The 25,894-nt window shown below is 47.2% G+C and carries 22 protein-coding genes and 1 pseudogene; 14 read left to right on the top strand and 9 right to left on the bottom strand.

Annotated elements, in window-relative coordinates:
- The first annotated feature begins 174 nt into the window (after positions 1-174).
- From D9Y29_RS14520 to D9Y29_RS14540, 5 genes are all read left to right on the top strand, one after another.
- Entirely contained in the window at positions 175-1,110 is a 936-nt protein-coding gene (locus D9Y29_RS14520) for an ABC transporter ATP-binding protein (RefSeq protein ID WP_127129363.1), read from the top strand.
- Positions 1,088-1,927, top strand: coding sequence for an ABC transporter permease (locus D9Y29_RS14525; protein WP_127129365.1), 840 nt, complete (start codon positions 1,088-1,090; stop codon positions 1,925-1,927). The genes D9Y29_RS14520 and D9Y29_RS14525 overlap by 23 nt, the downstream gene beginning before the upstream one ends.
- 22 nt (positions 1,928-1,949) lie before the next feature.
- Positions 1,950-2,876 (top strand): hydroxypyruvate isomerase family protein, encoded by a 927-nt coding sequence (locus tag D9Y29_RS14530; protein WP_127129367.1) that lies wholly within the window; start codon positions 1,950-1,952, stop codon positions 2,874-2,876.
- Between the two features lie 27 nt (positions 2,877-2,903).
- Positions 2,904-3,605 carry a LolA family protein gene (locus tag D9Y29_RS14535; protein WP_127129369.1) on the top strand — a complete coding sequence of 234 codons (702 nt, stop codon included), beginning with the start codon at positions 2,904-2,906 and terminating at the stop codon, positions 3,603-3,605.
- Positions 3,606-3,900: 295 nt separating this feature from the next.
- Positions 3,901-8,343 (top strand): Ig-like domain-containing protein, encoded by a 4,443-nt coding sequence (locus D9Y29_RS14540; protein WP_164735408.1) that lies wholly within the window; start codon positions 3,901-3,903, stop codon positions 8,341-8,343.
- A 224-nt stretch (positions 8,344-8,567) separates the two neighbouring features.
- On the opposite strand, the gene D9Y29_RS14545 is transcribed toward D9Y29_RS14540, so the two are convergent.
- The 3 genes and pseudogenes from D9Y29_RS14545 to pdxA form a co-directional block, all read right to left on the bottom strand.
- Positions 8,568-9,035, bottom strand: coding sequence for a TspO/MBR family protein (locus D9Y29_RS14545; protein ID WP_127129373.1), 468 nt, complete (start codon positions 9,033-9,035; stop codon positions 8,568-8,570).
- 28 nt (positions 9,036-9,063) lie between these two features.
- Positions 9,064-9,985, bottom strand: a pseudogene (locus D9Y29_RS27065) (lipid A deacylase LpxR family protein).
- Positions 9,986-10,044: 59 nt separating this feature from the next.
- Positions 10,045-11,148, bottom strand: a complete 1,104-nt coding sequence (gene pdxA / locus D9Y29_RS14555) for a 4-hydroxythreonine-4-phosphate dehydrogenase PdxA (RefSeq protein ID WP_127129377.1) — start codon at positions 11,146-11,148, stop codon at positions 10,045-10,047.
- A 42-nt stretch (positions 11,149-11,190) separates the two neighbouring features.
- Between pdxA and rsmA the strand changes: the two genes are divergently transcribed.
- The 4 genes from rsmA (at position 11,191) to D9Y29_RS14575 (ending at position 13,932) form a co-directional block, all read left to right on the top strand.
- A complete protein-coding gene (gene rsmA, locus D9Y29_RS14560; RefSeq protein ID WP_127129379.1) occupies positions 11,191-11,943 on the top strand; it encodes a 16S rRNA (adenine(1518)-N(6)/adenine(1519)-N(6))-dimethyltransferase RsmA in 753 nt (250 codons plus the stop codon).
- Position 11,944: 1 nt separating this feature from the next.
- Entirely contained in the window at positions 11,945-12,868 is a 924-nt protein-coding gene (locus tag D9Y29_RS14565; protein ID WP_127129381.1) for an NAD(P)-dependent oxidoreductase, read from the top strand.
- A gap of 141 nt (positions 12,869-13,009) precedes the next feature.
- Positions 13,010-13,480: a transcription elongation factor GreA gene (gene greA, locus D9Y29_RS14570; protein WP_127129384.1), complete on the top strand. Its 471-nt coding sequence runs from the start codon at positions 13,010-13,012 to the stop codon at positions 13,478-13,480.
- A gap of 56 nt (positions 13,481-13,536) precedes the next feature.
- The gene (locus D9Y29_RS14575; protein ID WP_127129386.1) at positions 13,537-13,932 is read left to right on the top strand and encodes an HIT family protein; all 396 of its coding nucleotides are present in this window, start codon (positions 13,537-13,539) and stop codon (positions 13,930-13,932) included.
- A gap of 8 nt (positions 13,933-13,940) precedes the next feature.
- Here the strand turns inward: D9Y29_RS14575 and ruvC are convergent, their stop codons facing one another.
- Positions 13,941-14,513, bottom strand: a complete 573-nt coding sequence (gene ruvC / locus D9Y29_RS14580; protein ID WP_127129388.1) for a crossover junction endodeoxyribonuclease RuvC — start codon at positions 14,511-14,513, stop codon at positions 13,941-13,943.
- Between the two features lie 37 nt (positions 14,514-14,550).
- Between ruvC and D9Y29_RS14585 the strand changes: the two genes are divergently transcribed.
- On the top strand, positions 14,551-15,549 hold the full coding sequence (locus D9Y29_RS14585; protein ID WP_164735410.1) for a lysylphosphatidylglycerol synthase domain-containing protein: 999 nt from the start codon (positions 14,551-14,553) through the stop codon (positions 15,547-15,549).
- A 46-nt stretch (positions 15,550-15,595) separates the two neighbouring features.
- Positions 15,596-16,390: a DUF3108 domain-containing protein gene (locus D9Y29_RS14590; protein WP_127129392.1), complete on the top strand. Its 795-nt coding sequence runs from the start codon at positions 15,596-15,598 to the stop codon at positions 16,388-16,390.
- 122 nt (positions 16,391-16,512) lie between these two features.
- Here the strand turns inward: D9Y29_RS14590 and D9Y29_RS14595 are convergent, their stop codons facing one another.
- The 5 genes from D9Y29_RS14595 to D9Y29_RS14615 are packed head-to-tail and all read right to left on the bottom strand — an operon-like array spanning position 16,513 to position 20,749.
- Positions 16,513-17,352 (bottom strand): MBL fold metallo-hydrolase, encoded by an 840-nt coding sequence (locus D9Y29_RS14595; RefSeq protein WP_127129394.1) that lies wholly within the window; start codon positions 17,350-17,352, stop codon positions 16,513-16,515.
- 13 nt (positions 17,353-17,365) lie between these two features.
- A complete protein-coding gene (locus D9Y29_RS14600) occupies positions 17,366-18,697 on the bottom strand; it encodes an MFS transporter (RefSeq protein ID WP_127129396.1) in 1,332 nt (443 codons plus the stop codon).
- Between the two features lie 43 nt (positions 18,698-18,740).
- Positions 18,741-19,565, bottom strand: coding sequence for an undecaprenyl-diphosphate phosphatase (locus D9Y29_RS14605; protein WP_127129398.1), 825 nt, complete (start codon positions 19,563-19,565; stop codon positions 18,741-18,743).
- A gap of 15 nt (positions 19,566-19,580) precedes the next feature.
- On the bottom strand, positions 19,581-19,841 hold the full coding sequence (locus tag D9Y29_RS14610) for a DUF3098 domain-containing protein (RefSeq protein ID WP_127129400.1): 261 nt from the start codon (positions 19,839-19,841) through the stop codon (positions 19,581-19,583).
- Positions 19,842-19,873: 32 nt separating this feature from the next.
- Positions 19,874-20,749 carry a cell division protein FtsX gene (locus tag D9Y29_RS14615; RefSeq protein ID WP_127129402.1) on the bottom strand — a complete coding sequence of 292 codons (876 nt, stop codon included), beginning with the start codon at positions 20,747-20,749 and terminating at the stop codon, positions 19,874-19,876.
- A gap of 190 nt (positions 20,750-20,939) precedes the next feature.
- Between D9Y29_RS14615 and leuS the strand changes: the two genes are divergently transcribed.
- From leuS to D9Y29_RS14630, 3 genes are all read left to right on the top strand, one after another.
- Positions 20,940-23,732, top strand: a complete 2,793-nt coding sequence (leuS, locus tag D9Y29_RS14620; RefSeq protein ID WP_127129404.1) for a leucine--tRNA ligase — start codon at positions 20,940-20,942, stop codon at positions 23,730-23,732.
- A 17-nt stretch (positions 23,733-23,749) separates the two neighbouring features.
- Positions 23,750-24,448 (top strand): peptidoglycan DD-metalloendopeptidase family protein, encoded by a 699-nt coding sequence (locus D9Y29_RS14625; protein WP_127129406.1) that lies wholly within the window; start codon positions 23,750-23,752, stop codon positions 24,446-24,448.
- A gap of 121 nt (positions 24,449-24,569) precedes the next feature.
- Complete coding sequence (locus D9Y29_RS14630; RefSeq protein WP_127129408.1) at positions 24,570-25,847, top strand: OmpA family protein; 1,278 nt, start codon at positions 24,570-24,572, stop codon at positions 25,845-25,847.
- Positions 25,848-25,894 lie beyond the last annotated feature (47 nt).

Consider the following 25,894-nt stretch of genomic DNA (forward strand, 5'->3'; position numbering starts at 1 on the left):
TGGTACAGGACAATTTTAAGACCTGTATTGGACGGAATTGTCGTAGGATGATGAGAATTGAAGGCAAATATAGTCAGCCGGATCTTAATATACAAGCCCTGGTGTAAAAAAATAACAGATTGAACCGGATTTACGCTGTAATTGTATTGTAATTTGCAAGAGATAAAACCTGCTATGCCTCCAGTAATCACGGTCAACCACCTCAGTAAGTATTACCAGGATATTAAAGCTGTTGATGATATATCCTTTACAGTAAACAAGGGAGATGTGTATGGATTCCTCGGACAGAACGGAGCTGGCAAGTCCACTACCATCCGCATGTTGCTCACGCTGATACAGCCTACTGCAGGCACTATCGAGATCTTCGGCATGGATATACGAAAACACCGGGAAGAAATTCTCCGGCAGGTAGGGGCTGTGATCGAAAGACCGGACCTTTACAAATATCTCAGCGCGCTTGAAAATCTCAGGCTCTTTGCAAAACTCAGTGGACTGAAACTTTCCGACGCTCAGTTGATGTTGCAACTTGAAAGAGTGGACTTACACCAACGTGCACACTCCAAAGTGCATACTTTCTCGCAGGGGATGAAACAGCGTTTAGGGATTGCCGTTGCATTGGCGCATGATCCGCAGCTGGTGATCCTGGATGAACCCACTAACGGGCTGGACCCGCAGGGAATTGCAGATATCCGCAGGCTGATCGTGGAACTGAGCAGGGAGCATGGCAAAACAGTTCTGGTGAGCTCGCATCTGCTGAATGAGATAGAGCTGACTGCTACCAGGATGATCATCATCAACAAGGGAAAAAAGATGGCGGAAGGCGCATTGCAGGAAATGTTCGATCCGTCAAAGATGCTCATCGAGCTGCGTGTGGCCAATCCAGATCATACAAGGCAGCAATTACAGCCATCCGTATGGCAGCCTTTGCTGATGCAGCAGGATGGTAACCTGTTCACCATCCGCATGAAAGAAGCCGATATCCCCCGCCTGATAACAGACCTCGTGAATATGGGCGTTGCCATCAACAGCCTTCAGCCTAGACATTCGCTGGAAGCCTATTTCCTGTCATTAACAACATCCAACCAGCATGTGGACCATCCTGCAAATTGAACTGTTCAAAATTTTCAAACGTCCCCGTACCTATATCGCTTTTGTAGCGATCGCAGTGATCGTATTCCTGATACAACTGGCATTCTACGTGGATGGCGGCGCTTATATCAGCTTCCTCATGCAAAGTATCGAGTCGGATTTCCATGTGGAAGGAAAGATCCTGAACGGTTACTTCATCTGTTATTTCATTCTGCAGACATTACTGATACACGTGCCCCTGTTGATAGCGCTGATCGGCGGCGATATGATCGCCGGCGAAGCCAATATGGGCACATTGAGGCTGCTGATCAGCAAACCAATTAGCAGGGCTTCGCTCATTACCGGCAAGTTTATTGCTACTATGGTATACACTTTGCTTTTACTGGTGTGGATGGCCATTCTTTCACTGGGGTTGAGTATGCTGATATTCGGTACCGATGACCTGCTGCTCTTCAAGGGAGAGGAAGTAGTGCTGCTCCTGAAATCGGATATCCTATGGCGTTATGTTGCGGCCTTCGGATTTGCCGCTATTGCGATGACAACCGTTGCGGCCTTATCTTTCTTTTTGTCGCTTTTTGCAGAAAATTCTATCGGCCCCATCGTGAGCACCATGAGCGTGGTGATCGTATTCACTATCCTCACCAGTATCGACCTCCCTTTGTTCAACGCCATGAAACCTTATCTTTTTACCTCCCATATGCTGGGTTGGAAAGGTTTCTTCGATGATGATATTTTTTACAACAGTATCGCAAGATCAGCTATCTTTCTGCTGGTGCATATCGGCGGATTGCTGGGATTGTCCCTGGTGATCTTCAAAAAGAAAGATGTGCTGAGCTGATCAACAACCTAAAACTGTACTGATGGAAAGAAGAAAATTCATGCAGCAATCGCTCCTCGCCGGAGCTTCCCTGGCGGCAAGCCCTTCACTGCTGGCGTCCTGCTCGCAGAACTCAGCTGAAGCAGGCAAAACATTCACGATGGATTTTGCCTTTCATGATAATATGTTCAGGAACCATGGTGGCCGGGATTTCATCGACCAGATCAAATGGGCGCACGACCAGGGATTCAGGTCCATCGAAGACAATGGCATGATGGCCCGCCCCGTTGAACTGCAGGAGAAGATCGGTAATACACTGGCGAAACTGGGAATGCGTATGGGTGTGTTTGTGATCACTACAGATAACTGGCACTGGAAAACAACACTCACTACCGGTAAAGAAGAATGGACCAGCAAAATGGAGAAGGATTGCAGAACTGCCGTGGAAGTAGCTAAAAGATGCAATGCAAAATGGGTGACCGTTGTTCCCGGTAACTACGAAAAAAACCTGCCGCTGGAAACGCAAACAGCCAATGTGGTCAGCGCCCTGCGCAAGGCTGCCGATATACTGGAGCCTGCGGGACTGATCATGGTGCTGGAACCACTGAGCGATAACGAAGATCTTTTCCTTCGCTTGTCAGGACAAACATTCAATATCTGCAAATCCGTGAACAGCCCCAGTTGCAAGATCCTGTATGATATTTACCATATGCAGCGCAACGAAGGCAATCTCATTGCCAATATTGATAAGTATTGGGAAGAGATCAGTTATATCCAGATCGGCGATAATCCGGGAAGAAAAGAACCGGGTACGGGAGAGATCAATTATACAAACGTATTCAAACATATTTACAATAAAGGGTACAGGGGTGTGATGGGCATGGAGCACGGAAATGCGAAGCCCGGAAAGGAAGGCGAAATAGCGTTGATCAAAGCCTATCGTGATGTGGATGTAAAAGCAGGCGCCTGATTCACCTGTTCTCTAAACTTAATCATTATGCGAAAAGTTCTTAATATTTGTTGGTTGCTTTCCATTGTTATCTCATTGTGCAGTGTAACAACGAATGCCCAGGACGCGGCAGCGCTGGTGAAGCGGGTGAAAACAAAGCTGGAAACAGTGAACAATTACGAAGCAAATGGCGTAATGAAAACAAATGTGAGTTTCATCAAAGTGCCGGATTCGAAGATCACAGTGTATTATAAAAAGCCGGATAAGTTCCGGATCAAAAAGGAAAATGGGATCTCCATCATGCCGAAAGGCAGTGTGAGCCTGAATCAGGGCACATTGCTGGCCGGAGAGAATTATACAACCGTTGCAGCAGGCACAGGAAAGGTGGGAGATCAGACGGTGGCTATCGTGAAGTTGTTGCCACTGGATGAAAAAAGTGAAGTTGTTGTTTCCACTCTCTACATCGATGAGAAAGATGCAGTGATCAGAAAAGCTATAACCACTACCAGGAACAACGGCACCTATGAGATCGAAATGAGTTACGGAAAATACGCATCATGGGGATTGCCTGATAAAGTTGCTTTTATTTTCAATACCAAAGATTACAAGTTACCCAAAGGGCTTGCATTTGATTATGATACCGGAGAGAAGCCCGCTGCAGCAACTGATAAAAATCAAAAAGGAAAAGTAGAAATCACATACTCCTCTTACAATATCAACAAAGGTATTTCAGACAGCATCTTCCAGTAGATTTTCGCAGTTGTTTTACTTTCCTGTTTTCAATATCGCAGCGTAATTTGCCGGCTGTTACAGATTGATGTTTATCAAAATGGTAGACATTTAGTTGACGGCGATTATATAATTATGCTTCGTGTATACTATTCATATTAGTATGCCGTTTGCAATCCGTACCAGGCTATAGTTCCACTGTCCATCCCCATTATCAGTAATGTTTCTCATTCTCCTGCAGAAAATTTCTGTGGAAAACACTTCTATTGCTTTACAGCAATTGAATGAAAGACACCCTTAACACTAAACGATGTGTATGAAAGATCTTTTACGAAAACAGATGATGATGTGGATGTTGGCAACGATCCTGGTTGCCGGTATTACATTGGATGCAAAGTCACAAGCTACAGTCAGCCGGCCTTTTGCCGTGGGCACGGGTAATTGTGGAGCGGGAACGCAGATGATCCACTTTTACAATTACAACCCAAACAGTAATCAGCTTACGAGCGATGTAACACTGAGGTGTACCCCACAGCTCAAAGCGGGAAATATTTCCGGCAGCAACATGTTCAGTTCCTACAATTCAGGAGTGTCTTTCAATCCTGCAGATCAGAAGATCTATTACCTGAAGACTGCAACATACATGGGAGAGCCCCGCACTTATGTCTGGAGCTGGCCACTTGGCACCTGTCCGGCAAATTCAGGTAACAGGCTGGATACAATGCGAACTTTCAGGAGTTATATTCTGGCGATGGTGTTCGATGCTGACGGGAAAGGCTACCTGCTTGAATTCTCCACAGGTTCCGCACCGTACCAAACATATATAAGATCCATTGATTTTGCAACTGGCGTAGTGGGTGGCAGGGATAACCTGGTGCTCACGGGCGGCGCCAGGATCTGGGATTCAGGAAGCGGGGATATCACGATCTCACCCAGCGGTCAGATGTACTTTGTGGTGGACAATAAATTGTTCACACCCGATTACAGGAATTATGAAGGTACAGGCAAGAACCTCACCACTACCTATATCGATTCCGTAAAAACTTCCGGAAACCTTGTGGGCCTTACCTATTCCAATGGCGAAATGATCGGCACCTGGTACACTTCCGGTTGTCCGTTCTATATCATCAACCCACTTACAGGTGCGCGTACGAATGTAAACAAACCTACGGGCGTTTATGCCGCCAATGACCTTGCTACGGTAGTGTCCGGCGTTGGCGCTGCAAAAAGACTGGTTTCGGTTACGCCTACAGGTGTGCCGGATCAATATGAAGTGGAGTACGATGTTTATGTTCAGAACTATGGTAATGTGCCCATCACCAATGTGAAGGTGATGGACAATCTGGCTAATATAAACGGAGCTGCAAACCTAACCCTCAACAGTGTTTCCTTCGTGAATAACCCTGCGGGTTTAACGCTCAATGGCGCTTATGATGGTAAAACCAATACCACATTGGTCAACAGTGGCACTATCAATGCCTGGCCTGTTGCAGAGAATCACGCTACCATCCGCATCAGGGCTACTCTAAGCAATATCCAGGCAGGCGTGATCTACAATAACAGCGCGTATGTGACCGCCACCGGATTCAGCAATGCTGCTTTGAAAGATTCATCTACCAACGGACCGGACCCTGACCTCAACTCCAATGATAAACCGGATGATGTAGGGGAGAACCAACCAACGCCGCTGTTGATCTCTGTAACGGCGCAAACGCCGCCCTGTTCCGCATTACAAAAGATCCTGTATACAGAGAACTTTGGTACGGGAAGCAATACCACTGCACTTCCCAAAGCAAGTTCCTCAACGGATTATACCGGGTCTACCACGCAACCGTTGATGGTAGACAGATACATGCTCACTTCCAACGCTAATAACGGGGATAATGGAAGGTGGATAAATCTTCCTGATCATACAACCGGCTCCGGAAGAATGATGGTGGTGAATGCCGATGCAGACAATAAAATATTCTTCAAAGATGCTATCGGCGCGCTCTGCCCCGGACAACAATATTCCATGTTCTTCTATGCTGCATTCCTCGGCAACAGCACCTATAGCACGGTCTGCGACGCCTTCGGCGGCTTCAGGTACCCGCGTGTGATGATGACCATCAGGGATGCGGTAACAGGCATGGTGATCACACAAATTGCCACAACAGATATCACCAATACTTCCTGGCAGCAATACGGCTTGAAATGGGTGATGCCTCCTGGTTTTACCAATGGCGTAACTTTTGAATTGTCGAACGATGCACATGGTGGTTGTGGTAATGATATCGCCATCGATGATATCCAATTCGGGTCCTGTGATCCTATGCCAACTGTATCAACTGTTGCGCCCACTGCGGGTTGTATCGGAGGCGCCACCAATTTCTGGGCCCAGCCCAGTGATCCTGCCGTAATGCCCGGCCCCAAAGAATTCCAGTGGCAGGTAAGCGCCAACGGAACAACCGGATGGTCCAATCTCGGAAGCGTAACCAGTTCACAGATGTACACCATCAGCCCGCTTGCGGCAACTGATATCAATAAATACTATCGGGTGATCATGGCAGCCCAGGGAAATATGTCTTCCACCGCCTGCCGCGACACTTCCGATGCTTTCCTGCTGACAGGTAAAGCCAGTTCCGTTGCTCCCACTTCAGCTTCAAAGAACAAGTTGAGGATCTGCCCTGGAGAACCAGTTACACTTCGCGTCAACGGTGGGACCCTGGGCACCAATGCAGTATACAGGTGGTATGCCGGCGGCTGTGGAACCGGAACTGCTGTTGGAACAGGTACTACCATTACCGTTTCCCCTTCATCAAGCACTACTTATTATGTAAGGATCGAAGGCGATTGTAACGCCACTTCCTGTGTTAGTGTGGCCGTTCCCGTTATCTGCGATATCGATCGCGATGATGATGGTATCCTGGATACAGACGAAAGCGGCGGCATGGATGTATTTGCTGATGATGATTTCGATGGCACCGAAAATTACAGGGATAATAATACCCCCGGCTTTGTGGATACCAATGCTGATGGTATCGATGACCGTTACGACCGCGACCTGGATGGCGTGATCAATGCACTGGATCTCGACAGTGATAACGATGGCATTCCGGATGTTGTGGAAGCCGGCGGCGTAGACGCCAATGGTGATGGCAGGATCGATAACTTCACTGATGCCGATGGAGATGGACTCTCTGATAATGTTGATGCAGCCGTGGGAATAGCAGGTTCTGCCGGTCTCGGCCTCGCAGATCTCGATGAAGATGGTATCCCCAATCAATTTGATCTCGACAGTGATAATGATGGCATTCCCGATATCCGCGAAGCACTGGGAACTGACAATGACAATGATGGAAAAGTGGATGCGTTTGCCGATTCAGATGGAGATGGCTTCGCCAATAGCGTAGACCAGGATGCGAACAACGATGGTAATCCTGATGCAGGCCAGAAAGCTTTGCTACGCACTGGTGCGGACAACAACAATGATGGAAGACCGGATTTCTATCCTCATAAGAATCTCGACAGGGATGCGCGCCCCAACCCATATGACCTCGACAGTGATGGTGATGGCATCACCGATGTGCGCGAAGCGGGTTTCCCCGATGCAGATAACAATGGTCTGTCTGATGGCCCCCGCGGCGCTGCCACCGGATGGAGTACTGTCATCGATGCACTGGCTGGTCCGCTCGCTTTACGTAATAGCGATACAGATCCTGTGGGAGCCAGCAACCCTGATTATCTCGACATCGATTCCGATAACGATGGTATCCCCGACAATATCGAAGCGCCTCCTACCGGCAATTACCAGATGCCAATGGGTACAGACGCAGATGGCGATGGTATAGACGACAGGTATGATAATATTTCCGGTTTCGGTGGTAACGGAATAACACCCCACGACCTGGATACCGATGGCATTCCCGATTATATCGATGAAGATTCGGACGGGGATGGATTGAATGATGTGGTGGAAGGAAATGACTTCAACGGCAACTTCAAACCTGATGATGACGTGAGATTGACCAACCAGGATGCAGATGGAGATGGTCTCGATAACCGTTTCGATGCAGACAATTCATCACCCAAAGGTACTTCCCGCTTCATCGGTGCGTTTGGATCTGTGAATGGTGATCCTGTCCCGGGAACACGCTCCACTTTGCAGAGTACCTATTCAACACAACCGAACCGCGACTGGCGTTATCTTGGTACTGTATTGGATGTGAACATCCTCAGCTTTACAGGACATCTTCAGAAGGAAATGGTTAAACTGAGCTGGCGCGTTACTTCAGACAAGCCCGTAACACATTTCATAGTTGAACGAAGCGTAGACGGCGCCAACTTCAGCGGGATCGCAGAAGTTCCTGGCAGCAATAATCTCGACGCTCCTGTAACTTTCAAATACAATGATGATATCAGCAGTCTGAGTGTGAAAGCAGTGTATTACCGGGTAACGGCGGTAAGTCCTGAGAATGGTTTGAGAACAACACAGGTCCTTACAATCAAACGTCAGGGACTGACCTACGAATTAAGCATCAATCCTAACCCGGCAAGGAACAATGCAAGCATCAGCATGAACGTGAAGCGCGATGCCAGCATCGATGTGAATGTGATAGATGCTTCCGGTAAGGTTGTGCTTCGTCAGAAACAACAGGTATATGCCGGCGCCAACAGTTTCCCGATCGAAGGAATACAAAGGCTTCCGGACGGCATGTACAATGTGATGGTTAAATCCGGAAACGATATCCAGTACAGGAAATTAGTTATTCAGCGATGATTAAGTCTTATTCTATGATCATGGGACTGACTAAAAAGCTACAATCTTAGGATTTCGGGGAGCCCACTCGCTCGCCTCCGGCGAGTGAGTTTTGTTTAGTCGCCTCTGGCGACGCGGTGTTCGCCGGAGGCGAACAAATAGAGGTCACTCGCCGGGAGGCGAGCGACTGCCAGCTCTCCGCCTTTTTAGTCAGTCCCCTTATAACAGTGCTGTATAAGCGCGAATTAATTCAATTGCCAGAATGCATAATTGAGGGCGGTTGCAAAACTGACCCATAGGAGATAAGGAATATTCAACCATGCTGCTATTGGTTTTAACCGGTAGAATCTTGTCAGCATCACAATGATCAAAATCCACAACAAAATAATATCAATCAAGGCAGCAGCAGGGTTTTTCAAATAGAAAAACAAGAAGCTCCAGAGGAAGTTGAGCGCAAGTTGCAATCCGAAAATAAAAAGTGCTTTTTCTTTCTGAACTCCCGGGGGCTGCTTCCAGATAATGTAGAGTGAAATTCCCATCAATACATACAATACTGTCCATACAGGACCGAAGAGCCAGTTGGGAGGTGCGAAGGATGGCCGGTTCAGCGTTCTGAACCAGGTATCTACCGATTGGGCCGTAAACCAGCTGGCTATCAACCCTGTGGCTACAGGAATAGCAATAGCGATTATAAGTTTTAAAATGGGTCGCATATGATCGTATATATAAATATGTTGCCAGCTACCAGTTAAAGCGGAGTGTAATATTACCAACTTCGTGGCTCTTTACTCCTTTCACGTAGGCAGACAGGATCTTTTGTGTGAATGAAATACAGAAGTTGCCATGAGACAATACAATGCCATAATCCAGCGATGCAGTGAATCTTTTCATATCGGGCGTTACCACTTTGTATTTGTCCAGTACGAAGCCTCCCTGAAGCAATGCATTGTAAGCAATGAACCTGGCCGCGGGCTTTGCAAAAGCGTATACCTGCCAGCGCCCGTTCCTGCTGGAATTGGGCGGAGTACCGGTCTGCGCCATCAATCCGAGGAAATAAGGTTTCATTTTCCCGGTGCGCACAATGGCGTAGGTTTCCAGGCCGTCAGTCATTGTACCCGCATACACTCGCGCGCCTCCGATCAATTCAGCAAAGTTATTTCCTGTTACCTGTTTTTCCACAGCTAATTCCAGGTTAAGGAGAATATCATTGGGCAATTGATTTTCCCATCCCATCGGTTGTTGTGTACCGGTAAGCCTGTGCACGAATTCCTGTATCTCCCTGGCGCCCGATGCTTCGCCCAGCATGCCACCCATGAGCCCCTGCATAGGGATAATCATTATGGATGGGCGCTTCAGCTTTGGTGTTGTTGGGAGTGAACACCAGGTGTATGAGGCCAACACCATAAATGTTAATGGCGTTATTGCCGGCTTTGGGAGCCCATCTTTCCAGAAAGAAAGTGGAGTTTTTCTTATTGTAGAAATAATCGATGAAAGTGCCTGCTGTATAGGCTTTGTCAGTTCCCTGCCCACGGATATTGATAAAATCTTCATCCACAGAGACCCTGAGCTGATTGCGGTATTCTCCTTTCTTTTGTGCCTGCAAAGCATTGGGCCAACCTGTGATCAGTAAAATAGCTGTACAATAAGGCCAGCGCTTTTTCATCCTTGAACCGTTTAGGAACAATGGACTGAAAAATTATGCCAGGGGATCAGAAAATGGAATTATCCTTCGCTGTCTTCTGATAATTCGATCTTTTCATCCACTGCGTTGGCGAGAAGCTGGTTGGTTATTTTCTTGAGAGGGTTCTTATGGTTCTCTTTGTATTCGATTCTTTGCTGGATGATATCGATACACTCATAAATGGCAGTGAGGAATGAAGCGTGATCGGCTTTGTTCTTACCGGCAATATCGAAGGCAGTGCCATGATCGGGAGAAGTTCTTACTGCAGGCAGACCGGCAGTGTAATTTACACCTTCGCCGATGGCGAGAGATTTGAAAGGGATCAGGCCCTGATCGTGGTACATGGCCAGTACTGCATCGAACTTTTCGAAATGTCTGCGTGCGAAGAAAGCATCGGGACTGAATGGCCCTATCACCATCATATTGCGTTTGGCTTCTTTGATGGCTGGTTTGATGATCTCTTCTTCCTCTTTCCCGATCAGTCCTTCATCACCTGCGTGTGGATTGAGTCCCAGCACAGCGATCTTTGGTTTATCGATCCCGAAATCGCGGATCAGGGAATTGTTGAGGATATTCAGTTTGGAAAGGATGTTCTCACGTGTAACATGTTTGGCAGCTTCGGCCAGTGGAACATGCTCGCTGAGCAGCGCTACCCTGAAATTGCCGGAGGTCATCAGCATCAGTACGTCCTGCATGCCGAATGCATTTTTAAGGAATGGCGTATGACCTGTATAATTGAACTCTGCTGATTGTACATTCTTCTTATGGATGGGTGCTGTTACCAGTCCCTGGATCTTTTGTTCCTTCAAAGCCTGCACGGCCGCCATAAGGGATTTCACAGCGTATTTACCGGCCACTTCGGTGAGCTGGCCCGGCTGGATATTCACATCTTCCTCCCAGCAGTTGAAAATATTTATCTGCTTGTGGTTGATACGGGTGAAGTCTTTGATGTTCTGGTAATTGAAATTGGTATCGGGGATGCCTTTGCGATAGAAGTTGATCACCTTGTTGGAGGTGAAGATAATAGGGGTGCACATTTCAAGTATCCGGTGGTCAGCAAAGGTCTTGATCACTAATTCCGGTCCGATGCCATTCAGGTCGCCGATGGAAATGCCGATTACTGGTTTGTGTTGTTGTGCACTCATATTGAATAATTCAGGGGCCTAAATTACGTATTTTTGCTGCTCATGTATACACTTAAAAAATCCTTAGGGCAGCATTTTCTGAAGGATGAGAGCATCTGCCAGCGTATTGTGCAGTCTTTGGAGGAATATCCATTTCAAAAACTGCTGGAAGTGGGGCCCGGAGGGGGCGCTCTTACGAAGTACCTGCTGAAGCTGCCGGGTATCGATTTCCGCTGTGTGGAGCTGGATGATGAGAAAGTGGCCTGGTTACTGAAAAATTACCCGGCACTGGAGGGAAAGATCATCCATAAGAGCGTGCTGGACATCGATCCTCCCTTTGAAGGCCCCTTCACTGTGGTGGGCAATTTCCCTTATAATATTTCCACTGAAATACTTTTCAAGGTGCAGGAATGGCGGGCGCAGGTAGAAAGTATGGTGGGCATGTTCCAGAAAGAAGTGGCGCAGCGCGTGGCTGCCAGAGAAGGCAATAAGGTCTATGGCGTTACCAGCGTGCTGATGCAGGCCTACTTCAAAGTGGATTATTTGTTCGAAGTGGATGAAAACGCTTTCAATCCTCCCCCCAAAGTGAAAAGCGCCGTGATCCGGATGACGCCACTCAAAGAGCCAGTGAATATCCGTAGTGATAAACATCTTTCCCTGTTGGTGAAAACTGCGTTCAATCAAAGACGTAAGACCCTGCGGAATGCAGTGAAAGGATTGTTTGAGCCGGATAAATTGCAGGATGGAATTTTCAACAAAAGAGCAGAACAATTGTCGGTTGCTGATTTTGCAGCGCTGACATTCATAATGAGATAAAATGAAGAAAGTCATTATCACCGCAAAGGTGCACCCATACCTCATAGAACAGTTGACGGCCAGAGGATTTGAAACGGAATATCTTCCAACTATATCTTACGAAGAACTGAGTGATAAGATCGCTGATATTACAGGGCTGATCGTTACCACCCGTTTGAAAATCGACAGGCCAATGCTGGAGAAAGCAGATCAGCTGAGATGGATCGGCCGGCTGGGCAGCGGAATGGAACTGATTGATGTGCCTTTTGCAGAGAGCAGGGGCATTCTCTGTGTGAGCAGCCCGGAAGGAAATCGCAATGCCGTTGCTGAACATGTTCTCGGTATGTTGCTCAACCTCATGAACAGGATTACACTGAGCCAGTGCGAAGTGAAGGAGTTCAAATGGGTGCGCGATGGCAACCGGGGTACTGAACTGAGTGGAAAAACGGTTGGTATCATTGGATACGGAAATACAGGAAGCGCTTTTGCCAGGTTGCTGGAACCATTTGGCGTTACAGTACTGGCTTATGATAAATACAACCAGGGATTTGCGAAAGGGTTTGTGCATGAAGCCAATCCGGAGCAGATCGCCCGCTATGCCGATGTGATCAGCATGCACCTGCCGCTGACCGACGAAACTTTTCATTATGCCAATGACCCATTCTTCAATTCATTGAAGAACAAACCTTATTTCCTGAATGCAAGCAGGGGCAAGGTCCATGATACGGCGGCGGTGATCACGGCCCTGAAAAACGGCGCTATTGCAGGGGCCGGACTTGATGTGCTTGAAAATGAAAAGCTTGAACTTTATACGGAAAAAGAGAAGGAGCGATTGCAATGGCTTACTGCGCAACCCAATGTGATAGTAACTCCGCATATTGCAGGATACAGCCACGAAGCCTTCTATAAAATGGCGGCCGTTACGCTGGAAAAATTGAAATTGTAGTAAGGTTTGTAAGGAGAAATCCATTATATTTGCTTTGAAACATAATCGTGCAACGCTTCAGCACCCACTGAGGCGTTGTTCTTTTTTTCTATTTTCGGAAGCAAAAAAACAAATGCTTCCTGCAAAAAGAAGGAGGTTACAATGAGTGTTTTGTATGTAAGCAAAGAAACACTGGAGCAAATGAAACAAGAGCTGCACAGTATGCGTACTTCTGACAGACCTGCAGCAGCCAGGGCCATCGCGGAAGCCCGCGAGAAAGGCGACCTGAAAGAAAATGCCGAATACGATGCTGCCAAAGAGGCCCAGGGAATCCTGGAAGCCAAGATCAAAAAATTGGAAAGCGATGTTGCCAGCGCCCGTGTGCTGGAAGCTGATAATGTAGACACCAGTAAAGTGTCTATCCTTACAAAAGTTACATTAACCAATCTCAATACAAAGAAACAGCACACCTATCATATCGTTTCTGAAAAGGAAGCTGACCTGAAACAAGGTAAGATCTCTGTTGCTTCTCCAATAGGAAAAGGTCTGTTGGGCAAAGCAGTAGGCGAAGTTGCCGAAGTGCAGGTGCCGGCAGGATTGGTCAAGTTCAAAATATTAGACATCACTGCTTAGATAACAGCCCCGGTAACGGGGCTTTTTTATTGGCGGTTCTTCCTTAGTTTTGTTTCATGACAATATTTTCAAAGATCATAGCCGGGGAAATTCCCTCCTACAAAATTGCCGAGAACGATAAGTTCTATGCATTCCTGGATATCTTCCCATTAACCGAAGGTCATGTTCTGGTAGTGCCGAAGATTGAAACGGATAAATTCTTTGAAGTGCCTGATACCTATCTGGCGGAGATCCTGGTATTTGCAAAACCCATTGCAAAGGCTATTGAACTGAGCTTTCCCTGTAACCGGGTAGGCATGGCCGTGGTAGGTCTGGAAGTGCCGCATGCCCACCTGCACCTGGTGCCCATCAACAGTATAGATGATCTGAACTTTACTAAGGGAAAGATCAAAGTGGGCCCTGAACAATTGAAGCTGGCTCAGGATAAGATCCTGTCTAACCTTCACCTGTAATCGAAAATTTATTTGGCAGGACGGATGCGTGATGGATTTTTTTTGATGAAGTCTTCCCATCCTTTTAGTACTTTGCCCTGGTTGCCCAGGAAAGGTTTGTCCTGGAAATGGTGGCAGACGGCTACGGCCAGTGCATCAGACATATCGTGTGTATGGATCCAGGCATCCTGGAGACTGAGTATCTGTTGCAGCATTTTCCAGACCTGTTCTTTATCAGCGTTGCCATTGCCGGTGATAGATTGTTTGATCTTTTTGGGAGAATACTCGTGAACCTCCAGCCCCGCCTGCATTGCCGCCGCAATTGCCACCCCCTGAGCCCTGCCCAGCTTCAACATACTCTGTACGTTTTTGCCAAAGAAGGGCGCTTCGATGGCGCAGTACTTTGGTTTGAATTCAAGTATCAGTGAACAAATGCGCTGGTGAATGAGTTGCAGTCTTTCATAATGTTCTTTTTTACTGCTCAGTCTCAGTACATCCATTTCAATCACTTTTACTGAAGAGGGAGAAGCTGCAATAACGCTGTAACCCATGAGCAGTGTACCAGGATCGATACCAAGAATTATTTTAGAATTGTTTTGCAAGGGAAGTGCCGGGGATTCGATTAATATTGTAAATCTGTTGAAACCACTGAACAAAAATATCAAATTAATCCTCAACTATGTGATCGGGCCACTGGTGTTTTGCCTGCTGGCCTGGAGCATCTACAGGCAGTTGAACAGGCAGCCCAACTGGGAGGAATCTTTTCTCCAGATCAAACTGGCTTTCGAAGGGATGCATATTTGGAAATTTATGTTGGTATGTGTGCTGATGCTGATCAACTGGACCATCGAGGCGCGTAAGTGGCAGGTAGCGGTGACCAGGCTGCAGCCGATCAACCTGCTGCAATGTCTCAAAGCCATCTTTACCGGTACTACCATGGCTTTCTTTACACCTAATCGTATTGGCGAGTACCTGGGAAGGATCCTTTATATAGAAGAGGGGAAGCGTATCCAGGCCATCTCCGTAACCATCGTTTGCAGTATGGCGCAATTGCTGGTTACCCTCATTACTGGTATTGCGGGATTACTGTACCTGCGGAATGTTATTTCGCATACAGCACCGTTAGATGACTCACTATTGTTCTGGACCAATACTGTTTTATGGATTACGATCCTGGGCTGCATCGTTTTAACGTTGCTTTTCTTCAAACTGGCATGGTTGGTGAAACTATTGGAAATGATCCCGAAGTTGGGGAAACTGGTGCAGTATATCAGGGTTTTAGATTCTTTTAACGCAACTATCCTCTGGAGGATCTTGTCTTTAAGTATAATACGCTATTTTGTTTTTATAGCCCAGTATTACCTGCTCTTTGATGTTTTTGACGTGGACCTGAGCTTTGCGGAAACATTCGCGTCCATGTCTGTTGTGTTCCTGGTGCTGGCTATAGTGCCTTCCATAGCAATGATTACCGAACTGGGCGTAAGATGGAAGGCCAGTATAGAGCTGGTACAATTTTTTAGCACCAATATGATAGGGGTGCTGGCAACTTCGTTGTCTATATGGGTTATCAATCTGGTAATACCGGCTTTGGTTGGAAGTTTATTAATTTTAAGTATCCGCATATTCAGGAACAGATAGGATATATACGAAATTTTATTTATATATTTAATCAGACGAGCTATACATGAAACTCTATAGAACTGGTTTATTGGCAATACTGATCATGGCCAGCTTTCCCCTGGAGGCCGGCAATGGTTTCTGCAACCTGCGCAATACTTCATTTGCAGCTGGCGAGCAAATCACCTTCAAGGTATTCTATACAGTGGTGGGCGCTTATTTTGGCGCCGGCGAAGCTACTTTCAATACAAAGCTGGAGCGGCTCAACAACAAGCCTGTTTATCATATAGTGGGTGATGGCAAAACCTATAGTTTTTACGATAATTTTTTCAAGGTCCGCGACAAGTACGAGACTTATATCGATACGGCTACACTGCAGCCTTATCGTTTCATCCGCAATATCGATGAAGGCGGTTACAAGAAATACGAGCATGTCACATTCAATAAGACCACCAATACGGCTGTTACCAACAATGGTGTTTTCAAAACGCCGGAATGTGTACAGGATGTATTGAGTGCTATCTTCTATGCCCGTAATATCGATTTCAATTCTTTAAAGCCAAATGATAAGATCACTTTCAGCATGTTCCTCGATAATGAAGTGTATGAAATGTATATCCGTTACCTGGGAAAAGAAACAGTAAAAACCAAATACGGTAAATTCCGCGCAATCAAATTCAAACCCCTGCTGATCAAGGGGACCATTTTCGAAGGCGGTGAAAAGATGACGGTATGGGTGAGTGACGACGCCAATCGTATTCCCGTACGTATCGAGAGCCCGATCTCTGTAGGTAGCGTGAAAGTGGATATGATCAGTTACAGGAACCTGCGGCATAGGCTGAGTTCGCTGATCAGCTTATAGAGACCATAGGGACTACCCGGTTGGAAGAAAATTCCTAATAAAACAAAACCGGACGGATTCATCTGAAAACTATTCTTCTTCAGCTTTAATGACAAAAGCGCCTGACCGGGCGCTTTTGTTAATTATATCTCGCTCAACCTGAACATTTCTTTTTGTCGTATGCCCTTCTCTGTCATACCCAATGTGCAGCATTCATGCAGGGGATCATGCTCAAAGAAAAGGATGTATTCGTTATCCAGCGCCTCCTGCAGGAAAAGTTTTTTCTCATTTAGTGTAGTCAGTGGGAACATATCATAAGCCATCACATAAGGCAATGGGATATGGCCGATGCTGGGAAGCAAGTCGGCCATGAACAGGATTGTCTTGCCTTTATAGCTGATCTGTGGCAGCATCATTGCGTCTGTATGACCGTGTACATAGCGTACTGAAATACCTTCCCCGAAAGGAACGCCATCAACTGGTTCGATGAATTTCAGTTGCCCGCTTTCCTGGATCGGCATGATATTGTCTTTCAGGAAAGATGCTTTCTCGCGATCATTGGGTTGGGTGGCCCATTCCCAGTGACGGAGATTGCTCCAGTACGTTGCGTTTTTGAATGCAGGAACTAATTTGTCGCCTTCTCGGATAATACTGCCGCCGCAGTGGTCGAAATGCAGATGCGTTAAGAAAACGTCCGTGATATCGTTTCTGTGAAAGCCATGTTCGGCCAGGGATTTATCAAGCGTTTGATCTCCGTTCAAATGATAATGTCCGAAGAATTTCGCGTCCTGTTTATCGCCGATGCCATTGTCTACCAGGATCAGTCTATTTCCGTCTTCGATGAGGAGGCAGCGCATGGCCCAGTTGCAAAGGTTGAGTTCGTCTGCGGGGTTGAGTTTGTTCCAGATGGTTTTGGGAACAACGCCGAACATAGCGCCTCCGTCGAGTTTGAAATTACCGGTATGGATCGTGTAGAGTTTCATGGCAATGATTAGATTATTGAATGGCTTTGTTTAATTGTTTCTGTTTCATGAGCGCGGAGATCAGCCAGATAAAGCCGATAAAGAAAAAGACGATCAAAGACAGTACCGAATTTTTCATACCGCCGTGATCTTTGGTGAGTTCTTCAATAAATCCGAAGGAGAACATACCCACCACTATCGCTATTTTTTCAGTAAGGTCATAGTAACTGAAGAAAGATGCTGTATCCTTTGTTTCGGGCATCAGTTTGGAATAGGTACTGCGGCTGAGGGATTGAATGCCGCCCATCACCAGTCCTACCGCAACGGCAAGTCCATAAAAAAGAAATTCGGGATCGCCGCCATTCTCTTTCACTTCAGCAGTAAAGAAAGCGCCGATACAGATCAGGATCCAGAAAGCTACCACGCCCATGAGTACCTGAATATTTCCAAGTCGTGCTGACAGCCTTGCCATTCCCCAGGCTCCGAGTATTGCTACCAATTGTATGATCACGGCAGTGAGGATGAGTTTTGTCTGGTCCAGTTGCAGCAGTTTTGCCCCGAATAGTGTAGCAGCCAGCATCACGGTTTGAACGCCCATGCTGTAAAAAAAGAAGCCGCGGAGAAAACGTTTGAGCACGGGCAGTTTGGTTACCTGCGCATATACTTTTTTCATTTCATGAAAGCCTTCCGTGAGAAAGCTCTTTTCATGTACCTGGTTGCTGGGAGTGGATTTGGGTAATCTCCTGAAAGTGATCTGTGCAAAGGCAAACCACCAGATGCCAACAAGGAGGAAGGTATAACGGGATGCCTCACCTGCATCTGTCATTAGTAAGATCAGCACAAAACCGATGAGCTGGCAGATCACGCTTCCTACATATCCGAAGGAGAAGCCACGTGCACTGATGCGGTCCATGTCTTTCGGTGCTGCGATCTCAGGAAGGTAGGAGTTGTAGAAAACCAAACTTCCTGCCCAACCAATGGCTGCGAGCATGAAGAAAAATACGCCGAATCCTACTGACACATTTTCAATATCGAAGAAAAAAAGCGCTGAACAACCTACTGCGCCTAAATAACAAAAGAAGCGCATAAACTGCTTCTTGTTACCTCTCGTATCAGCAATGGAGGTAAGAATGGGATACATCAATGCAATGATCAGGTAGGCAACGGAGATAGAGTAATCATACAGGGAAGTATTCACATATTCCCTTCCGAGGAAGGGAACGGAGTTGGCGCCATATTTATCAGCCGTAACAGCCGCAAAATAGATCGGGAAAAATGTGGTGGTAATAACCAGGTTATACACCGAATTGGCCCAATCATAAATGGCCCAGCCATTAATGACTTTTTTTGATGCAGTTGTTTGCATGTGCAGTGGTTGAACGGTTACAGGGAAAAGGGTGGTTCCTGTATCAACTGTGGATCACACCTGTGTAGATCAGGATCAGCAACAGGATACCGGCGATAATGCGGTACCATCCAAACAGGCGGAAGCCATAGCGTTGCAGGAAGCCGATGAAAAATTTGATAGCGAGCATTGCTACCACAAAAGCCACAATATTACCAACGATGAATGCCGTGATATTATCAGAGGAAGCAAGTATCAGCTCATACCCTTTTTGTTGAACGCCTCCTGTTTCAACGTCTTTCAGGAAAAGGGTATACCCGGTGGCCGCACACATGGTAGGCACTGCCAGGAAGAAAGAGAACTCTGCGGCCAGTCTGCGCGATAATTTCTGCTGCATACCACCGATAATGGAAGAAGCGCTGCGGCTCATGCCCGGGACCATGGCCAGACATTGCCAGAGGCCGATGATGAATGCTCTTCTGAAAGAGATCCTTTCTTCTGTATCGATATCATTCTTTGTGAACAGCCTGTCTATGAAAAGCAGTACCACGCCACCAAGCAGTAATGTGATCGCTACTGTTGTTGGGCTTTCCAGCATGGCATCGATCTTATCGGAAAACAATTTTCCCAGCACCAGGGCTGGTATAACGGCAATGATCAGTTTAGCGTAGAACTGCCAGCGTTTGAAATCGAAGAATTTTCTCCAGTACAATACCACTACCGCCAGGATGGCGCCAAGTTGTACCGCAACTTCAAACAGCTTGGTGAACTCTTCTTTATGGATACCCATCAGGCTGCTGGCGATGATCATATGCCCGGTGGACGAAACAGGTAAGTATTCAGTAATGCCTTCTACTATGGCAATGATGATTGCCTCGGGTAAACTCATTGTACGGATTTTACATTATGCTTTCGGCTTGCGGAAGATCGCAAATACTTCAATGCCCAGGCCCAGCAGGATGAGGATAGGTGCAACAGTGATACGGGTGGTACTATACACATCGGAATCGAGGAATACATTGGGGTCTTTGCTTTTGCCACCAGCCATCAGGATAATGCCGAGCACCATCACTGCCAGTCCGATCAGGATCCACATATAATTTTCTCTTCCGAACAGGTTGCTGCTTGTTGTTGAAGTATTGCTTTTTGCTTTAATATCAGCCATTGTACAATGATTGAGTGTGCAATATAGGGGTTTTAATACAGTTCATCCAGTTTCATCTTCAGGTATTTTACCACGCTGCGCCAGGTGCTGAACAAGCTGATACTGATGCCCAGGACCAGCAGGAATCCGAAAAGGAGGAAGAGTTTGCTGTTATCGCGGAGGTCCCTTAAATAAGGGAGGAAAGATTCGGAAAGGGTCATCAATCCATAGATCAATGCAATGGCGATCATGGCTGAGATGGTGCCATTCACAATGGCCCGCACATTCATGGGCCGCGAAATGAAGCCCCTCGTTGCGCCAACCATCTGCATGGTTTTGATCAGGAAGCGGTTGCTGTACATCGCGAGACGAATAGTATTATCGATCAAAACGATACTAAGTATACAGAAGATGCCGGCCAGGATAGCAAAAACGATCAATCCTACCCGAACGGTGGAACCCATCTTCTCCACGATAAATGCCGGGTATTTCACGCTTTCCACTACCAGGGCCTGCTTTTCCAGGTCGGCCTTGATACTGGCTACTGTGTCTTTCTGAACATATGTTGCTTTGAGATTGAGGTCGAATGAGGCTGGAAGCGGGTTCTCGTCAAGCAATGCAGAGAAATCCTGACCTTCATCTGTCATCCATTTCTTCTTGGCAGCTTCTTTATCGATGTATTCCACGCTCTTGGTATAGGGCTGGGCAACCAGGTAAGTCTTCAGTCCTTCTATATCGGTAGGCGTTACATTGTTCCGGAGATAGATCTGTACTTTCACTCCTTCCCGCAGTTCTTCGGTATACCGCTTTGCATTCAGCAAAAGCCACCCAAAGATGCCAACTAAAAAAAGTACAATGGTTACCCCGAGGATCGCCATAAAGTATGACGGCTTGGAACGCTTGGCCGAAGCCTTTCCGATTTGAGCCATGAAATAAAATTTTTGATGGGTTAGTAGTGGAGCAAAAATAGCTGATTTGGGCCGTTTAAACAGGATAATCCGTATTTTTGATGCCCCTCTAACGATTGAAAAGCCCGGAAAATTCTGAGGGTAAAGGCTTTTAACGTTTCCTCAACTTTTGTATAAAACATAAAAATTTCCGTTCTGTAACGGACAAGGCATGGAATACAATTTCAGAGATATTGAAAAGAAATGGCAGGCGCAGTGGATCGCTTCCGGCGCATACAAGACCAGTAACAACAGTACAAAACCCAAAGCTTATGTGCTGGATATGTTCCCTTATCCAAGCGGAGCGGGTCTGCACGTGGGGCATCCGCTAGGTTATGTGGCCAGCGATATCTACGCCCGCTACAAAAGACTGAAAGGTTTCAATGTACTGCACCCCATGGGATACGACGCTTTTGGTCTGCCTGCTGAACAATATGCCATCGAACGCGGCATCCATCCTGCCGTGAGCACCGAGGCCAATATCGAAACATTCCGCCGCCAGCTCGACAATATCGGGTTCAGCTACGACTGGAGCCGCGAAGTCCGCACCTGCGATCCATCTTACTACAAGTGGACGCAGTGGATCTTCCTGCAATTGTTTGAGAGCTTCTACAACCGACAAACCAATAAGGCGGAAAAGCTGGAAGGGCTGATCGCTTCTTTTGAAAAAGAAGGGAATGCCAACCATCCTTTCCCTAACAACAAATATGAGGCCCCCAATGGCAACAGGACTTTCACCGCTGAAGAGTGGAAGAAATGGGACGAAGTGGCGCGGCGTGAGATCCTCATGCAGTACCGGCTTGCCTACCTCGCCCACACGGATGTTAACTGGTGCGAAGCCCTTGGCACTGTACTCGCCAACGATGAAGTGATCAATGGCGTCAGCTATCGTGGTGGCTTCCCCGTTATCAAGAAGAAAATGCGCCAGTGGAACCTGCGCATCACAGAATATGCAGAAAGATTATTGCAGGGACTGGAAGTGGTTGATTTCTCAGACTCCATGAAAGAGATCCAGCGCAACTGGATCGGTAAGAGCTATGGTGCTGAGATCAATTTTAAATTGAAAAGCGAAAAGAATACTGTAACCGATATGACGGTGTTCACTACCAGACCTGATACCATCTTTGGTGTGGACTTCATGGTAGTGGCTCCCGAGCATGATATGGTGAAAGAGATCACTGCGGCAGATCGTCAGCAGGCAGTGGATGAATATCTCCAGTATGTGCAAAGCCGTTCCGAAGTGGAGCGCATGGCCGAAGTGAAGAAGATCACCGGTTGCTTCACCGGCGCTTATGCCATCAATCCTTTCAATGGCCGTGAGATCCCTGTGTGGATCTCCGAGTATGTGCTCGCCGGATATGGAACAGGCGCCATCATGGCCGTTCCCTGCGGCGATGAGCGCGATCATAAATTCGCCGTTCATTTCGATATTCCTATCACCAATATCATCGGCGATGCCTATGATGGTAAGGAAGCCAATCCTACCAAGGATGCTATTCTCGGAAATTCCGATTTCCTGGATGGAATGGTTATGCGCGATGCCATTGAAGTAGTATTGAAAAAAGTGGAAGAACTGGGTATCGGTAAACGCCAGGTGAATTTCAAAATGCGCGATGCCGGCTGGAGCCGTCAGCGTTACTGGGGCGAGCCCTTCCCCATCGTTTTCAAAAACGATATCCCTTATGCGATGGATGCGAAGGACCTCCCGCTGGAACTACCGCCCAGCGATGATTTCAAGCCTTCCGGAACCGGCGAGGGGCCGCTGGCCAATATCCCTACATGGGTGAATATTTCAGAAACGGAAAAGCATGATACCAACACCATGCCCACCCACGCAGGTGCGGCCTGGTATTTCCTTCGCTATACAGATCCTCACAATACAGAAGTGTTTGCAGACCGCAAAGCGCTGGATTACTGGGGGCAGGTAGACGTGTACGTTGGTGGCTCAGAGCACGCAGTGGCACACTTGCTTTACTCACGCCTTTGGGTGAAAGTGTTGCATGATCTCGGTTATCTCGGTTTTGATGAGCCTTTCAAAAAGCTGATCAACCAGGGCAAGATCACCGCTGAATCCAAATTCGTTTATCGCGTTCGGAATACCAATCAATTTGTTTCTGCCGGATTGAAAGATCAGTATGAAGCTGATCCGTTGCACGTGGATATCAATATCGTGGATGGGTTGGAGTTAGATATCGAAGCATTCAAAAAATGGACACCTGATTTTGCAGATGCCACATTCATTCTGGAAGATGGTAAATATATCTGTGGCGCTGCCATCGAGAAAATGAGCAAATCATACTTCAATGTCAGCAACCCTGACCAGGTGGTAGCCAAATACGGAGCGGATACTTTCCGCATGTACGAAATGTTCCTCGGGCCTTTGGAAGCCTCCAAACCCTGGGACGTAAAAGGTATTGAAGGCGTTCATCGTTTCCTCAAAAAATTCTGGCGCCTGTTCTATGATGAAACCAAAGGACAGGTTTGGACGAACGAGAAAGCCACAGACGCTGAATGGAAAGTGATCCACAAAGCCATTAAGAAGATTGAAGAAGATACTGAACGCTGGAGTTTCAATACCGCAGTGAGCGCCTTCATGGTTTGTGTGAATGAGCTCAATGAGCTCAAATGCACCAAAAAGGAAGCGCTGGAAAAACTGATTATTCTTCTCACTCCATACGCACCGCACGTGAGCGAAGAGCTCTGGCAATTGCTCGGCAATGCAGGTTCTGTGCTGGATGCAGCTTACCCTGTTGCAGAAGAGAAATACCTTGTTGAAACCAGCAAGGAATATCCGATCTCCATCAATGGAAAATTGAGAACTACCCTGGTGCTTAGCCTGGAAGCTTCGCAGCAGGAAGTGGAGCAGGTAGTACTGGCCAATGACGTGGTGCAGAAATGGCTGGAAGGTAAGCCCCACAAGAAGATCATCTTCGTGAAAGGAAAGATGGTGAATGTGGTGATATAGCGTTATCTTTCAGTACAATGGATTCCCCTTTCAGCAATATCATCCGGAAATACCAGTCCACTTTCCACCCTGTTGTGAAAACGGAGCCCGAAGAAAAACTGCTGACGCTCGATCTGAGTGAGCAAAACTGTTCACTCTCCAATGAGGTACTGGCAGATACCAACCGTTTTGCGCAGTGGATCAACCAGCAGTTGGAGCGGGCTGGTTGCCGCTTTGCCATCGGAGGTTACAGGGAAAACAGGAAAGTTTACCAGACCCCTCTCTTTGCTGGGGAAAAGCCTGGCGATGAACCGCGAACCGTTCACCTGGGCATCGATATCTGGGGACCAGCCGGCACTCCGGTATATGCATTCATGGGAGGAATGGTCCATAGTTACGCGTATAATAAAGCGGATGGCGATTACGGCGCCACGCTTGTTCTGTTGCATCAACTGGATGGAATGCCTTTTTATACTTTGTACGGCCATCTCAGTTTGAAAGATATACAGACGCTTTCAGCCGGACAATACATTATCTTTGGACAACCAATAGCCCATTTCGGTACCCCGTCTGAGAACGGCAACTGGCCACCACACCTGCATTTTCAGGTGGTCCTGGATATGGAACTCAAAGAAGGTGATTATCCCGGAGTTTGTAAATGGTCTGAGCGCGATAAATACTTTTCCAATTGTCCTGATCCAAACCTGATCCTGCAGTTATTACCTACCAAAAGTTAACCCCCTTCATCCCAATCATTGATTGTAAACTTCACCGTTTACCCCCTGCCTGAACCGTGGTACAGAAGTCCCATGCGTGTGCTTTATTTATTTCTATTTGATAACCTATAAACTTTCTCTTATGTCATTCAATCTTCTCGATTCGGTGAAAGGATTATTTACCAGCGACCTCATCAGTAAGATGGCATCATCTTTTGGTGAAAGCGAGGGTGGAATACAAAAGGCAGTTAGTGGTGCTATTCCTGCAGTGCTTACTGGTTTACTCAATAAAGCCGGTTCAGCTGATGGCGCTGCCAGTCTACTGAACCTTTCCAAAGATGCGTCCGGTAGCGGAATGCTGGGCAATCTCAGCGGCCTCCTGGGAGGCGGTAACCCATTAGGAAAAGGCATGGACATGCTGAAAGGGTTATTCGGCGACAAAACCAGTTCCATCACAAGTATGATCGCCAATTTCGGAGGTATACGCGAGTCATCCGCATCATCACTGCTTAGTGTAGCCGCACCCGCTGCGCTGGGAGCAGTTGGAAAACAGGTTACGCAAAACAATATGGGCGTAAGCGGCCTTACCAGCTGGCTGGCTGAACAGAAAGACAGTATCCTGAGCGCAGTGCCTTCAGGGCTGAATATCGCAGGTGCATTGGGGTTGGGAAGTCTCAGCGACCTCGGCAATAAATTGTCTGGCCTACTCGGAGGCGCTACCGGCTCTGTGAAACATGTGGCAGGTACCGCTACCGCTTATGCGCACGATACTGCTGAAAAAGCAAAAGGAGGCGCTAAATGGCTTTGGCCACTTCTCCTGGCCTTGCTGGTGATACTGGCCCTGATCTATTTCCTGAGAGGAAAAGGTAAAAATGATGAAATGGCTGTTACACCGCCCACCGAACAAACCTCACCGGCGCCGGATACCACAAGTTCTATCAGCGCAGCGCCTGCACCTGAATCCATCAAGGTTAGACTGCCGGACGGGTCCGAACTGGATGCTTACAGAGGCGGCATCGAAGACAAGCTCGTTTCCTTCCTCAATGATCCCAATTCCAAAGGAGGAAAAGATGTTTGGTTCGATTTCGATAACCTCAATTTCAAAACAGGCAGTGCAGAGCTCACAGAGGAAAGCATGGTGCAGGTGAATAATATTGCTGCTATCCTCAAGGCATATCCGAAATTGGTGATCAAGATCGGTGGGTATACAGATAAGAGCGGAGATGAAAAAGTGAACATGAAACTGAGCCAGGACCGTGCGAATACTGTATCCGGTTCACTGAAAGCCAAGGGGGTTAATAATAAGCAGATCGCCGGCGCCGAAGGTTATGGATCTCAATTTGCGAAAGCTGCTGCAGATGCGCCTGATGAAGAAAGGAAGAAAGACAGAAGGATTGCCGTAGGTGTGAGAGAAAAATAAAAAACCCGGGGAGCAGTCGCTCGCCTCCCGGCGAGCAATGTCATTAA

The organism is Pseudoflavitalea rhizosphaerae (assembly GCF_003991355.1).
Taxonomy (GTDB): Bacteria; Bacteroidota; Bacteroidia; order Chitinophagales; family Chitinophagaceae; genus Pseudobacter; species Pseudobacter rhizosphaerae.

Bases quoted from the DNA above. Each gene is read 5' to 3' on its own strand.
- D9Y29_RS14520 (WP_127129363.1), top strand. From the start codon at position 175: ATGCCTCCAGTAATCACGGTCAACCACCTCAGTAAGTATTACCAGGAT.
- D9Y29_RS14525 (WP_127129365.1), top strand. From the start codon at position 1,088: ATGTGGACCATCCTGCAAATTGAACTGTTCAAAATTTTCAAACGTCCC.
- D9Y29_RS14530 (WP_127129367.1), top strand. From the start codon at position 1,950: ATGGAAAGAAGAAAATTCATGCAGCAATCGCTCCTCGCCGGAGCTTCC.
- D9Y29_RS14535 (WP_127129369.1), top strand. From the start codon at position 2,904: ATGCGAAAAGTTCTTAATATTTGTTGGTTGCTTTCCATTGTTATCTCA.
- D9Y29_RS14540 (WP_164735408.1), top strand. From the start codon at position 3,901: ATGAAAGATCTTTTACGAAAACAGATGATGATGTGGATGTTGGCAACG.
- D9Y29_RS14545 (WP_127129373.1), bottom strand. From the start codon at position 9,035: ATGCGACCCATTTTAAAACTTATAATCGCTATTGCTATTCCTGTAGCC.
- pdxA (WP_127129377.1), bottom strand. From the start codon at position 11,148: ATGAGTGCACAACAACACAAACCAGTAATCGGCATTTCCATCGGCGAC.
- rsmA (WP_127129379.1), top strand. From the start codon at position 11,191: ATGTATACACTTAAAAAATCCTTAGGGCAGCATTTTCTGAAGGATGAG.
- D9Y29_RS14565 (WP_127129381.1), top strand. From the start codon at position 11,945: ATGAAGAAAGTCATTATCACCGCAAAGGTGCACCCATACCTCATAGAA.
- greA (WP_127129384.1), top strand. From the start codon at position 13,010: ATGAGTGTTTTGTATGTAAGCAAAGAAACACTGGAGCAAATGAAACAA.
- D9Y29_RS14575 (WP_127129386.1), top strand. From the start codon at position 13,537: ATGACAATATTTTCAAAGATCATAGCCGGGGAAATTCCCTCCTACAAA.
- D9Y29_RS14590 (WP_127129392.1), top strand. From the start codon at position 15,596: ATGAAACTCTATAGAACTGGTTTATTGGCAATACTGATCATGGCCAGC.
- D9Y29_RS14595 (WP_127129394.1), bottom strand. From the start codon at position 17,352: ATGAAACTCTACACGATCCATACCGGTAATTTCAAACTCGACGGAGGC.
- D9Y29_RS14600 (WP_127129396.1), bottom strand. From the start codon at position 18,697: ATGCAAACAACTGCATCAAAAAAAGTCATTAATGGCTGGGCCATTTAT.
- D9Y29_RS14605 (WP_127129398.1), bottom strand. From the start codon at position 19,565: ATGAGTTTACCCGAGGCAATCATCATTGCCATAGTAGAAGGCATTACT.
- D9Y29_RS14610 (WP_127129400.1), bottom strand. From the start codon at position 19,841: ATGGCTGATATTAAAGCAAAAAGCAATACTTCAACAACAAGCAGCAAC.
- D9Y29_RS14615 (WP_127129402.1), bottom strand. From the start codon at position 20,749: ATGGCTCAAATCGGAAAGGCTTCGGCCAAGCGTTCCAAGCCGTCATAC.
- leuS (WP_127129404.1), top strand. From the start codon at position 20,940: ATGGAATACAATTTCAGAGATATTGAAAAGAAATGGCAGGCGCAGTGG.
- D9Y29_RS14625 (WP_127129406.1), top strand. From the start codon at position 23,750: ATGGATTCCCCTTTCAGCAATATCATCCGGAAATACCAGTCCACTTTC.
- D9Y29_RS14630 (WP_127129408.1), top strand. From the start codon at position 24,570: ATGTCATTCAATCTTCTCGATTCGGTGAAAGGATTATTTACCAGCGAC.